This window comes from Roseobacter sp. YIN89, from assembly GCF_057219365.1.
In genome coordinates this window covers 679825-692338 of record NZ_JBXVVD010000001.1, presented here as the reverse complement: position 1 = coordinate 692338, position 12514 = coordinate 679825, and the positions used below count along the sequence as shown (strand labels likewise).

Below are 12514 nucleotides of genomic sequence, written 5' to 3'. Positions count from 1 at the left end.
GCTTCACGCATAACCATGTTCATGATGCCACATGGATGATCAGTCTGACACTTCGTCATTGGCCGAGTTGCCCAATGGCCCACCGTCTATCAACCGGGCACCGCTCGTCGCCATTATCCTTGCCTGCTGCCTGATCGAAGCGGTCTTGCAGTTGGCCGACTTCGGGCTGATCGAACCCATTCGCCTGCGAGCTTTGACATATGAATACGGAGGGTTTTGGCCGGGTCTTGTGCGCGACTGGATTCCCAACTACCCGCTGCAACCCTTCAGCATGTTTCTGACCTACGGCTTCCTGCACAGCGGCTTTCTGCATCTTCTCGTGAATATGCTGACACTGTGGTCTCTGGGGCAAGCTGTGCTCTATCGCGTGGGTACCGTTGGCTTTGGGCTGGTATACTTGGCAGCGATGCTTGGCGGCGCGCTCGGCTTTGCCATGCTCGCGCCCGAACTCCGGCCCATGGTCGGCGCGTCGGGTGCACTTTTTGGGTTAGCGGGCGCCTTGTTGGCTTGGATGTACGTCGACCGGTATACCTACAATCAGGGGCTACTTCCTGTTGCGCAGACGGTCCTGCTGCTAATCTTACTCAATCTGGTTCTGTGGTGGACAATGCGCGGCCAACTCGCTTGGGAGACACACCTAGGCGGCTTTATCACAGGGTGGCTGGCCGCAACTCTTGTCGATCCCCGGGCAACGCAGGACGTTGATTGACGACAAGTGCCCATGTACCAGCAAAAGCACTGGCGTCGGGCAATCGCCTCTGGGCGGGGTTGTAACAATACTGTACAATTTTTTCGTGTAAGCATTTGAACGGCGCAAATTACTTGGCCTTGAACTTTACGGATTATCGGTCTTGAGACGTGTATTCATCGTCATGTCTTCGCGCTCGCTGCCCTATGCGCATGCCTGTATCAGGAGCATGCTAAGCAATTGCGTTGAAAAGGTACACCTGCGCCTGATAGCGGACAACCACGACGAACGAAAACTACTGGAAAGTGAAACTGAAAACTACGCAGTTTCGGGACAGTCCGTCATCGACGTAATCGCTCAGGAAGAAGTATCGGACAGGCTCGCTGATACTTTTCCCGGCCTGAACGGGCTCCGCGCGCTCCACGAAGGTCATCCCTGCTGGCGGAAGATCATCGACCCCATCGCGCTCAGCGCGCCCGAAGACGAAATCATTGTTACTGACCCTGACCTCTATTTCCCGAACCAATTTGATTTCGAGCCGACGGATGACTCGGGGGTCAAGATGATGCGACAAGGGCCCAATTGCCTGTATCCGCCAGACGCCGTCCGCCTTGCATTTGAAAAAAACATCCGATTGGCCAACCATGTAGACATCGGTGTGGCGCAACTCCGGGCGGGGGCGATCGAGCCGGAGTTTCTTGACCGATTAGGGCGCTTTTTAGCGACCAATCAGTTTCGGAGCTACATGCATATCGAAGCGATCATCTGGTCAGCCATTGCCATGCGGATCGGTGGCTATCATCTCGACCCGAAAGTCTGGCGGTGTTGGGAACGCGGTCGCATCAAGCGGCTGGCAGTTGCTGCAGGCTTTCCCGGGCAGCACACCTTGCGGTTTGAGCCACTCTCACGTGTCAAATGCATACATGTGAGTGGTCCGTCAAAGTGGTGGGTTCAAAAAGGCCTCGAGAACGGCACGCTCAAGGATTACTCCAACCGGATATGCGGCGCGACGAAAGGACCAGACTATGTCGAACTTTTGCGCCCCGCTTACGAACGCGAGCAACGCCTGAAATCCATCGTTCGCGGTGTCTTGCCAACTTAGCCAGCACCGAGCCACCTTTGTTACGGCCTTCTGTGACCTATTTTAGCGACTGCGCCAGGCGGTTGATGGGTTACGGGGCTTTCAAAGGCTTGGCGTCGCTGGTTGGCGCCGCTTCGACGGCACCATAGATTTCCAGAATACGGTCTATTTTCTTTTCCCAATCGTATTCATCGCGCACTTTCTTCAAGCCGGCTTCGCCAAGACGTTGGCAAAGCTTTGGGTCCTTGCTGAGTGTTATGATTGCGTCCGCCAATCTGGTGGCAAAGTCATGACGCGGCGTCGGCGTTACCAGAATACCACAGGTCTCGTCGAGGTAGTCCGCAGGGCCGCCCCAGTCGGATGCGATAACCGGCAGTTGCATGGCCATTGCTTCCAAAACAACTGCGCCACCACATTCCCACAAAGAATTCAGGATCAGCGCATGAGAAGCGGCCAAACGTTCAGCACATTCCCCTTGCGACAGAAAGCCAGCAAATGTCACGGCGTTGGAAAGGCCTTTTTTGTCCGTGTAAGCCTCTAACATTTCGCGGTCTGGCCCGTCGCCGAGGATGTCCAAAACAACGTCCACTTCTGCGGCACGTGCGATAGCAAGGGCATCCAGCGTGATATCCACGGCCTTCCAATCGACCAGTCGCCCCATAAACACCAAGCGAAACGTATCGTTCGCGCCACGCTCTACGCTGCGCGTACCGGGGTGGGACCAGACCTCGAAGTCAACGCCGTTTTCGACAAGCGTTACGATGTTTGGATGGTCCGGGCACGGTAGTGCTGCTCGTGTGCGGTCGTTCGCGACCAACAGTGCTGCCGCTTTGCGCTTGCCCGGCACTAACCAGTTCATCGCAAGCGCAATCTTTGACACGGATCTGATCAGCCAGCGCGTGGGAAGACTTTCGTAGTTCTCAAAATCCTTGGGGAAAGTCATCGCGCCATTCATCGGCCCGATCACCACCGGTATGCCGAAACCATAAATCGCCGAGTGGCTTTTCGGGGATACAGGTGTCGGCTGGTGGATCAACGTCACATCGTCCGAAGCAATCCGTTCGCGAATGATTTTGGCCTGGAAGTATTCGTTCACCCAATTCAGAAGCGGTGTTGCGGTATTTACCCGCAATCGGCTGGGCATGCGTTTTGCGACAGCCCAAATACTACGATGCCAGATGCTATCCCGGACAAAATCGACGTGTTCGATGTCTGCCCCCAGAAATGCGGTCAGATCATCTTTGTTGCGTGTATGCGCAATTAGTCGCGCAGGATACCCCCGCCGCCGAAGCACCTGGAAATACTTTAGCGGCAGAAAGGCTTCACCGCCGTATTGCGAAGACGCATTGGGGCCAACGATCAAAATCATAGGTATTCAACAGATAGTTATCGCACACACCGTCAGAGTTGACCCCTCATTGACCAAAAACGCAAGGCGGGCCAGTTAAATTACGCGTAACGTTGCTTAATATGCTCGGACAACCGCTCAGCAAGCGCCAGAATAGTGAGCGTCGGGTTGAAGGTACCGCTGGTTGGGAACACGGCACTGCTGCTAACAAAGAGATTGGCGACCCCGTGAACCTTGCAGTTTTCATCGACGACACCGGTTTTTGGGTCTTTGCTCATGCGCGTGGTTCCCATGTGATGTTGATCTCCACGCATATCAGCGGGCCAGTCCATTTCCCGCTCGGGCACCGCTGAGTCAAACTCACCAAATCCTGTCCGTTTTAACTCCCGAGCCAGCAATTCATTTGCGACGACCATACCGCGGTGGTCTTCCGGGGTGAGTTGCCAGTCCACTACGATCTTGCGTAACCCGAATGCGTCGATTTCGTCGCCCAGAAAGACCCTGCTTTCGGGATTGGGCAACTGCTCGGCAGTGCATGTCAACGGGATTTCAGCCAATGGGACAGGCGGCTTGTTGCGTCCGTAAATGATGCGTCGAGATACGTAAACGACCAGATCAGGTGACTTTCGGATGACACGCATCAGATCGGGCAGCAGAGATGTCCGCGATGCGGTTCGATGGTACAGCCGCCATAAGACGTTCAACTCGGGGCTGCGGGGATAGCGAAACCGGTATCGTACCGCCGGAAGATCCATACGCCGTTTGGTGTTATCTGACACGCTGATATAAGATACGAACCTGCGCACATGACCCTGTCGTTTGAATTTGGCGCCGTTCTCGCCTGTTTGAAAAGAAAGATCGCGCGTCGGATCACTCTGCCGGATGGTCCCGCCGGTGTACTCTACGTGCAGTTGAAAGAACCGTCCGACCAGATCATTCTGATTGCCGAGTTCTTTGCCGTTTACCCCTTTCGACAAAAGCAAAAGACGCGCGGCTTCAATCCCACCACAGGACAGGACAAACATATTTGCTCTTACGGTAAGGCGACGGTCCGGAAGGACACCAACGTCCACATGAGTGACCTTGTCACCCGCTTCGTTTGTTTCCAGCGTTAGCGCATTCGCATTGAGATAGACCGTGACGTTTTCGACGCGCTCCAGTTCTTTGCGGTAGTATTTGCCAAATCGCGTGGTCGGTGCCTGCTGCAGCACGCGTGTTACCAATTCAGGCCCTTTGAAGGGCTCGGGAACATCTTCTGGTTTAATGCCCCAATCACCAAGCTCATACGCATAGGGTCCAAGTCTGAGCGCAGGCTGCGCCCTTTCGTACCATGGCTTCATGTCATCGAAAGTGACCGGCCATCCGGAAAAAGGCACACCATCTCGTTGTTCAAAATCCAGAGGGCTTGGCAGATCGCACCACGCTCCACCCCATCGGTTGGTCGTGCCACCGAAATAGCGGAACCTTGATCGGCCAAATATGGTATAGGGCTGGCCGATATCTTTGCCGTGGTAAAGGGACTGCGTCTGTTCCTCCAAGGAAAAGCCACCACTTTCCAGTAGTGCAACCTTGCGCCCGGAGTTGATGAAAGATCGCGCAAGCGTAATACCCGCAGCGCCGCCGCCGATGATACAAATATCGACAGCGATCTCCGTTCCGGGGGAAAGAGTACGCGCATCTACCAGCATAGGAAATCTAGGGGGCCTCGTTACAAAGCGACATAGGATAAACTGACCCGAAATGATGATGTGTCAAACGATCAATTGATTTGGTTATAAGGGCCCCCGACTGCCTATTTGATCGATGCGCGCCGATATGACCTTGGCCCTTTCCAGAAAGCTGTGATGCGCGCGTGTGTACCTCGAAATCTCACTTAGTCTTGAGGGAGAGGTCGACAGAGCAGCTTCGATTGCTGCAACTATGTCTTCTTCATTTTGATAGGGTACGGCACCGTCACCAAACTCCTCTGGCATCCCTGCCATCTCTTCAGTGACGACGGGGCGCGCGCAGGCAAGGCTGTCATAAATCCGGTTCGAAATGAATTCATCCTGCAACATGATCTTGCGGTGGTCATTCAGTACAACCTTGGCAGAGGCGTAATGGCTCCCCAAAACCTCGTTAGAGACATGAATGCCCCGAAAATCGATCTGGTCGGCAAGGTCGTCCCACCCGGTTCCCCACACAGAAACAGTATGCCCGCTGCGCAGAGCGCCGCGAACTATGGGTCGCGGTTCAAGTGGTCCGCGGTTACCGACAAACAAAAGCTCCGATGCGTTTTGTTCAGAAGCCATGTCAGGCGAAAAGCGTTTCGGATCGGTACATTGCAACAGTACCTCTGGGGCATGCCCGGCGGCACGCATCTTTGCCGCAAAAGGATCAGAGGCGACAAACAAATGGTCGAGTTGTTGTAACTGGTCGTCTGCAATGGCCTCATGTTTATACATCAACCATGCAATTCGGGGTCGGCTTGATCGCGCGACCTCAGGCGGCAAGCCCAGCAAAACCAATTCGACGGCATTTTCCGGCACCGATAACTGACGGGCACGCCACCAATTCGCAATCTTGTCTCGAAACCGTACACCGCTTGAGCGCATGGAAACAATTACGTCGTGGCCGCACTCTTGCAGCGCCTCGGACAACGATTGACCAAAATAATAATCTCCCCAAGCCCGGTGCCGGGTAGGCGGCGGGCACGGTAACATCAAGTGTATGGGCCGCTTATCCAGCATACCGCAACCTGGATACGGTCGTGGCGACGCAGGCCATCGCATGCTCGTGCGTTGGTTTGAAACTTCTTCCGATCATGCGGCGCCTACGGTTTCCTTGCCGATCATCTCTTGGAAGATCGGGCTGCTTTGTGCCAGTTCGTCGTAAGTTCCGGTCGCAACGATCGCGCCTTTTTCCATGAGAAGGATGTTGTCGCATTTTTCCACAGTGCTCAGACGGTGCGCGATCATGATGATGGTTTTCTGATTTTGTAGGTTTTGCACCGCTTGCATCACAGCCCGCTCGGTAATGTTGTCCAGTGCAGACGTCGCCTCGTCCAGAATAAGGATCGACGGGTCGTGATATAGCGCCCGCGCAATGCCGATCCGCTGCCTCTGCCCGCCTGACAGCCGGACACCCCTGTCACCGATGGGCGTGTCATATCCCTCTGGCAACTCATCAACGACAAAGTCGTGTAGCGCCGCAATCTTTGCGGCCCGTCGCACGGCCGCCATGTCGACGTCCTTTTCCGCGATGCCAAAGGCGATGTTTGCCACAACAGTGTCATCGGTCAGGAAAATCTGCTGCGGCACGTAACCCAGTGTGTTCTGCCAGGCGCGTGCATTCTCATCAGTCAGCGGCGTGCCATCAACGATCAGCTGACCTTCGTCAGGTTTGAGAAGACACAGAAGTAGATCAACGAGAGTCGTCTTACCCGCGCCTGTACCGCCGACGATCCCGACGGTGCTGTTGGCTTTGATCGTCGTTGACAGGTTTTGCATCGCAGTTTTCGGCGCGTCCGGATAGGAAAATGAAACGCGCTCCAACTCCAGTTGATGTTTGAGCGGCAAAGCCGTTTCCCGATCGTTTGCAAGCTGTTTTCTCTGGAATGCCTCGACGGACATGTACTCGCGATAGACCACGTCCAACGTCGCCAAACCCGCTCTCACTGAGGAAAAACCAAAGTATACCTGCTGGAGCGCAGGCAGTAATCGCATGACCGAAAAGCCAAAAATACCCAGTATTGGCACGGCTGCTAGCAGGTCACCGTCATTGCGTAACAGCAAGATCAGAACCACGACCAACAGGATGGTAAATGTTAATCCTTCCAGAACAAACCTGGGGATCGTTGTGACCATCAAAGACCAAATCAGGCTTCTCGCACGGCGTTCGGACGGCTTTACAAACTCGTTTGCATAAACGTCTTCAAGGCCGGCCAGCTTGATATCTTTTAGCCCAGAGGCAGCTTCAAGTGTCAGTTTGTACCTTGCGCGATTCATTCGCACGATCTGGTCACCATGTCGTTCAAGGGGCCGCCTGACCAACAAATAGGTCAGCCCGTACCCGCCACCGAGAATGGCAAAGGAGACAAGGGCAATCACGGGATCAACAAGAAGCAGAAAGCCTACGATGCTAAGACATAAAATGATGCTTGCAATGATGTTGAGCGTTGGTCGGGCCACCCGGTTAACGAATGCCTCACACTCGGTCAGAACAATTCTGCCAATATTGGTAGAGTTCTGCTGTAAAGACCAGATATAGGGCTGGGAAAGATATCCGCGTAGCATTCTGACCGACAAATGATACGCTGTGTTGGTGACAAACCGAAGCGTGGCGTAAAAGGCTGCGGCCTTCACCAGCAGGCCGGTAAATATGACTGCAGCGACAGCGAGTGCGGCGAACACCTGAAAGGCGAAAAGCGTTTGAAAACTCAGGGTTTCGTATACCCACGCGACCGCATCGCGGTCCATTGCCTTTTCGGGTTCTGCCAGCAATCCAAGCAGTACAAGGAAAGCGGAGAGACCGACGACTTCGGCGAACCCCGCAAAGATCAGAATAATCATCAATAGCAAGAACCGCCGTTTCTCACGGGCATCGAGGATCGTCAGAATTTTTTTGTACGGTTCAAGCATTCTTGTTTCGCATGTTTATTAAAAGGGGCGGTGTGATCTTGCCAACCGCACAAACGGGCCGTCTCACTGGCTTGCCCGATAGGCGTCCAGCAAACGTTCGCCGTCTAGGTAATCACGTCTGTCCTGTGCTTTGGAGCGCGGTTCCTGGATCATTCCCGAAATGGAGCGAAAGAGCCTCGTCCATATGGGCGTACGTTGCCAACGCTCAAAATGTTCCGACACCGGGCCGCTGAGCGTATCCAACCACATCCGGGTCAGTGCCTCTTCGGTAAAGCGGGTGCGCTGCTGTTTTCCGTTTTCCACGATACTTGCAAAACGTTCGGGATTATCCCGCAATACCTTCAGCGCATCCAAGATGTCACCTTGATTACAAACTTCGATATAGTCTTCCCCGGGAGTGCCCAACTCGCGGTAAGCCGGTTCAGGACCAAGAAGCGCGGGCAACTCTGCGAACCATGCATTCACCAGCTTGCTCGCCGGCTTCTTGCTCACGTCATACACGGTCAGGTTTCGGATGGCCAAAACGGCATCATACTGCGAATAGTTGTTCCAGTTCTGCTCTCCGCGCTCGCCGTTATAGCCGTCGACGTCAAAGGTTATTCCCAACTCTCGGATCGCCGCCAGAAAAGCGTCAGAGCGGAAATCTTCATCCAGATTGAGAATACGTCCCTTGTAACAAAGACTATCAAATCGGGTGCCGCGTTCAGCATCGCGAGGGATGATACCGGGCTGCGGCCAATGCCAGATCGTAGCGGAATCGTCACGTTCCGGCCGTACGCCATTTTGTTGAATTCTGAAATTGGCCAGTTCCGAATGATGTGCGTCGCCTTGCGGCACCACAATAAAGGCCAACGGGTCGCGCTCCTTGCGGCCGAATTGACGTGCACCAACAAAGTTGATGGCGTCGCGTCTGGTGGTGTTAGAAATCGTCATCTGCGTCTCTCCGGCAAGACGCAACTGATAGAAGGTCCGAATTACCCAACTGTCCAGAATATCGTCTGACCGGTCCGACAGCACTTGATCGGCCAGCCGTGACCCATCCCACCCTTTTAACTCCGGCCAGACGTGCGTGTCCGGTACAACAAAGTTCAAAGGATGCTTTATCTGCATTTACTCATATCCCGTTTCACCCGAAGAACAGACCAGGCTCAATACACAACAATGGTCGCCAGACTTTTAACTGAAATCCAGCCCGCCACAAACAACTTGGCCGAATTGACAGTGAAATAAGGCTTTAAGATGTAGATTTCGGGTATTTTTCAGGTTGCCCGCGGCCTTTTGGTCACAGCATCTCTTTGAGCCGCAGTAAACCATCCTGCAACAGTTCACTTGCCGCGCTTTCGCTCTCCGCCTCAATGTACAAACGCAACTCAGGCGCATTGCCCGAAGGCCGGATGTGCACGATGCGACCATTATGCAAGGACATTCGGATGCCATCTGTCATATCGCACTGCACTTCTCGGCCTCCGAGGTACTGCAAGAAGGCACCACGCGCCGTAGCATCATCAGCGAGCTTTTCCATGAAAGGGCGGGTGCGAGCCTGTTCTACTTCCTGCAAGCGGTCTGCGGCTGTAAACACTGCCGGCTCTGCGGCAACAAGCGCCGACAGAGAAGTCGATTTGGCCTCACTCAACACACAAACCAACGGCAACACAGCATCCCGCGTGAGCAATGATGGAAGCAATCCCACTGGTCCGTCGGCATCGTATCCCAAAAGGAAACCGCCGTTGGCCTCGTACCCTACTACGCTGCCACCCGCCTCTTTCATGCCAGCAATAACGAATGGAGATCCGATTTTCGTGCGGATAACGACGTCAAAACCTTTCTGTGTTACGCCGCTGTTGGAAGAAATCGGGGTCACCACTTTTTTGGCACCAAGCGATTTCGCCGTAATCTGCCCCATGACGTCCCCCGGCACAATGTGACCGTTTTCGTCTGCCAACATTGGGCGGTCTGAATCGCCATCGGTGGATACGAGCGCATCAAGTTGTCCGTCCAGCACCCAATCTTTGATCCTTGCGCGCGTTTCCGGATCGACTGCTTCGGTATCGACGGGTACAAACTCTTCCGAGCGACCGCATTCAATGACCTGCGCCCCAAGATGTACCAGAATCTGGTGCAAGACATCGCGCCCTACTGCTGAATGGCTGTAAAGTCCGATGCGCTTTCCTTGCAGCGCCGTCCCGCCGAAAGCGCGCGCGTAGCGATTGATATACGTCTCGGCCACAGTGTCATCGGATGATTTTTCGGTGGCCGCCGACCCTTCAATCACTTGCCCCGTCTCGTAAACCGCCAGAATTGCCTGTTCATCCGCTTTGGTGAGTTCACCGCCTGAGGTATAGAATTTGAGGCCATTTCTGTCAGCGGGAATGTGGCTGCCAGTGACCATGACAGCGCCAGCGCCGCGCGCTATGGCGGCCAGTGCAAGCGCCGGTGTCGGTATTGCGCCGCAATCGATGACCTCGCACCCCAACCGCGCAGCCGCGCGCATCACATCATCTGCAATACGCGGCGATGAGCCGCGAAGATCCCGCCCAACGCACAGTATTTTAATGCCCGCGCAACCGGTCAGGAAAGCCATCGTATATCGTTCGACAACATCCGGAGACATCTCAGTGACAAGACCCCGCAGGCCGCTTGTTCCAAATTTCAATGCCATTATTACGGGTCTTCCAATTCTGCCACGGATTCAGCTCACTTCATTTTGACCTGCACAGGCGGTGCGGTCACCTGCAAAAAGACATGCGGTCGGAATTTACTTGTGCCAAGGTTAAGCGATGCAGAACAAGCGGTTACTTCTTTCTCAGATTTTCGTGGTTTGCATGACCTGTGCGGGGTCAGCCACCGCGCAGCCCGCGTCAGAGAAAAACCTGGCGCTGGATGCCAACATTGCGCCAAACGGGCGGGCGATAGAACTGCATTGGTTTGACGCACAACCGCCGCGTGTCGGCCCGGTTTCGATCAGCCGCCGATCCCTTGGTGACAAGGGCGGGGCAAGTTGGCGGCCGCTGGCACCTGAACAAGCACCAATCCTGCGCTACACTGACGATACAATCAGACCCGGTACCGCGTATGAGTACCGAGTAATCCGACAAGCCCGCGATATCGTCGACGTGGGGTACTGGGCTGCGGGTGTAGAGGTGCCGGCGACAGAGTTCAGGGGAACTGCCTATCTCATTGTCGACGAGACAATCGTCAAAGACCTGAAGGCTCACCTTGCACGGTTCACGCGCGATTTGATCGGTGACGGATGGCGCGTGGTGCGACGAGACGTGCCGCGGGGTGTCCGCAACAAGCCGATGGAAAACATTAACCGCGCAGCGCCAATCCGGGCCTGGCTGGCCAATCAGTTCAAGCAAGACCAGTTTGGTCAGCACGCCGCGATTCTGGTCGGGCACGTGCCGCTCGTTCTGAGCGGGCGCGCGGCACCCGATGGTCACGAGTTACAACCGCACGCAACCGATTTGTTCTATGCTGATGTCGACAGCACATGGCGCATCGACCAAAACGGCAGACTGCTGGAAAACAGTGTTCCAGACAGCCGAATAGAGATGCAGATCGGGCGCATCGACTTTTCACCCATCAGCAAGGGCTGGCACCTGCGAGAAATACGCCACCTCAGGCAATATTTCGATCGACTGCACCATTGGCGCATGGGCTACATCGGCGATTTGCGCGGGGCCTATGCACAAAGCGATCATCTGATCACCGAGCAACGGGGCCTCGACAATGTACTGGGGCCAAATGCGGTGGTGCTGGGCGGCCACCACGACGTGGGTGCGCAAGGGCCTTGGCTTTGGGGTGTTGATTTCGGCTCTCCGAAAGAAGAGGACTACGCCGGACCCAATGCCGTAGAAGCCGTTTTTGCGATCAACTTTGGCAGCAACAAGCAGGAAATCGAGCGACACAACAACCGCATGACGATGTTGCTGTCTGATGACTGGTATCCGGTGGCGGTCGGGTGGGGCGGCAGACCTTCTTGGCGGCTTCATACGATGGCTCTGGGCGCCACCATTGGCGATGTGCATCGCAGCACCGTCAACAACGGAACCGCGGATGAACCCTACCGCGACACGATGGATTACTTTCCCACCGGCCGTTTTTTGTGGCGCAACCCGGTCTGGGTCAATTTGCTGGGGGATCCGACCGCGCGGGCGTTCGTGCTGGAAACACCGCGCCGCGTCACGCAGGCGGCGCTGGACCAAGGCGTGACGATCAGTTGGCAGCCATCGCTGGATGCCGACACAGTCGGATACCGCGTCTACCGTGCCACGTCAGACAACGCCCCGTTTCAGCGCATTAGCGGCCCAGATCCGATTACAAGCCTGTCCTACACCGACCCCGACGGGACCCAAGCAGCGCGGTACATGGTCCGTGCCTATGGCCTGAAAGATGTATATGCCGGATCATTCTTTACTTATTCCCAAGGCGCGTTCAGTACGGTCGACGCCACGGACGCGGTGGCGGATATTGTTCTGCGCACGCCGGTTAACACCGCTACCGTTTTGCCCGATGCGTTCACGTCACCGTCTTCAGACGGCGTGATCTATGCGCTGATTGAAAAGCCTGAAGTTGGCACGCTCGCACGCTCCGAAGGGAAATGGCGCTATACTCCGCCAGCCGCGTTTTCAGGTGAGATACAACTGCGGTTTTCAAGATCAGACGTTTGGACAACACAAACCGCCACAGTTCGGATCAGTGTCGGAGAGGATTAGCAGGCGGCCTGAACTCATTCGCGGGCCCACACCAAAATGAAAAAAGGCCGCCCGGCTGGGGCG

At 55.2% G+C, this 12514-nt stretch carries 9 protein-coding genes; 3 read left to right on the top strand and 6 right to left on the bottom strand.

Annotated elements, in window-relative coordinates:
* Nucleotides 1–31: 31 nt before the first annotated feature.
* Both AC2D8V_RS03385 and AC2D8V_RS03380 read left to right on the top strand, forming a co-directional pair.
* The gene (locus tag AC2D8V_RS03385) at nt 32–709 is read left to right on the top strand and encodes a rhomboid family intramembrane serine protease (protein ID WP_484732102.1); all 678 of its coding nucleotides are present in this window, start codon (nt 32–34) and stop codon (nt 707–709) included.
* 142 nt (nt 710–851) lie between these two features.
* Nucleotides 852–1790, top strand: a complete 939-nt coding sequence (locus AC2D8V_RS03380; RefSeq protein ID WP_484732101.1) for a hypothetical protein — start codon at nt 852–854, stop codon at nt 1788–1790.
* A 70-nt stretch (nt 1791–1860) separates the two neighbouring features.
* Here AC2D8V_RS03380 and AC2D8V_RS03375 read toward each other — a convergent pair whose 3' ends face one another.
* The 6 genes from AC2D8V_RS03375 to AC2D8V_RS03350 all read right to left on the bottom strand — a co-directional run bounded on the left by AC2D8V_RS03375 (nt 1861) and on the right by AC2D8V_RS03350 (nt 10395).
* Nucleotides 1861–3138 carry a glycosyltransferase family 4 protein gene (locus AC2D8V_RS03375; protein ID WP_484732100.1) on the bottom strand — a complete coding sequence of 426 codons (1278 nt, stop codon included), beginning with the start codon at nt 3136–3138 and terminating at the stop codon, nt 1861–1863.
* An 80-nt stretch (nt 3139–3218) separates the two neighbouring features.
* The gene (locus AC2D8V_RS03370) at nt 3219–4805 is read right to left on the bottom strand and encodes an FAD-dependent oxidoreductase (RefSeq protein ID WP_484732099.1); all 1587 of its coding nucleotides are present in this window, start codon (nt 4803–4805) and stop codon (nt 3219–3221) included.
* Nucleotides 4806–4889: 84 nt separating this feature from the next.
* Nucleotides 4890–5711, bottom strand: a complete 822-nt coding sequence (locus AC2D8V_RS03365) for a glycosyltransferase family protein (protein WP_484732098.1) — start codon at nt 5709–5711, stop codon at nt 4890–4892.
* Nucleotides 5712–5918: 207 nt separating this feature from the next.
* The gene (locus tag AC2D8V_RS03360; protein WP_484732097.1) at nt 5919–7736 is read right to left on the bottom strand and encodes an ABC transporter ATP-binding protein; all 1818 of its coding nucleotides are present in this window, start codon (nt 7734–7736) and stop codon (nt 5919–5921) included.
* A gap of 63 nt (nt 7737–7799) precedes the next feature.
* A complete protein-coding gene (locus AC2D8V_RS03355; protein WP_484732096.1) occupies nt 7800–8846 on the bottom strand; it encodes a glycosyltransferase in 1047 nt (348 codons plus the stop codon).
* Between the two features lie 172 nt (nt 8847–9018).
* Complete coding sequence (locus AC2D8V_RS03350; RefSeq protein WP_484732095.1) at nt 9019–10395, bottom strand: phosphomannomutase; 1377 nt, start codon at nt 10393–10395, stop codon at nt 9019–9021.
* 118 nt (nt 10396–10513) lie between these two features.
* Between AC2D8V_RS03350 and AC2D8V_RS03345 the strand changes: the two genes are divergently transcribed.
* Nucleotides 10514–12451, top strand: a complete 1938-nt coding sequence (locus AC2D8V_RS03345) for a hypothetical protein (protein WP_484732094.1) — start codon at nt 10514–10516, stop codon at nt 12449–12451.
* Nucleotides 12452–12514: the final 63 nt, after the last annotated feature.

Bases quoted from the DNA above. Each gene is read 5' to 3' on its own strand.
- AC2D8V_RS03385 (WP_484732102.1), top strand. From the start codon at position 32: ATGGATGATCAGTCTGACACTTCGTCATTGGCCGAGTTGCCCAATGGC.
- AC2D8V_RS03360 (WP_484732097.1), bottom strand. From the start codon at position 7,736: ATGCTTGAACCGTACAAAAAAATTCTGACGATCCTCGATGCCCGTGAG.
- AC2D8V_RS03365 (WP_484732098.1), bottom strand. From the start codon at position 5,711: ATGCGCTCAAGCGGTGTACGGTTTCGAGACAAGATTGCGAATTGGTGG.
- AC2D8V_RS03345 (WP_484732094.1), top strand. From the start codon at position 10,514: ATGCAGAACAAGCGGTTACTTCTTTCTCAGATTTTCGTGGTTTGCATG.
- AC2D8V_RS03355 (WP_484732096.1), bottom strand. From the start codon at position 8,846: ATGCAGATAAAGCATCCTTTGAACTTTGTTGTACCGGACACGCACGTC.
- AC2D8V_RS03350 (WP_484732095.1), bottom strand. From the start codon at position 10,395: ATGGCATTGAAATTTGGAACAAGCGGCCTGCGGGGTCTTGTCACTGAG.
- AC2D8V_RS03375 (WP_484732100.1), bottom strand. From the start codon at position 3,138: ATGATTTTGATCGTTGGCCCCAATGCGTCTTCGCAATACGGCGGTGAA.
- AC2D8V_RS03370 (WP_484732099.1), bottom strand. From the start codon at position 4,805: ATGCTGGTAGATGCGCGTACTCTTTCCCCCGGAACGGAGATCGCTGTC.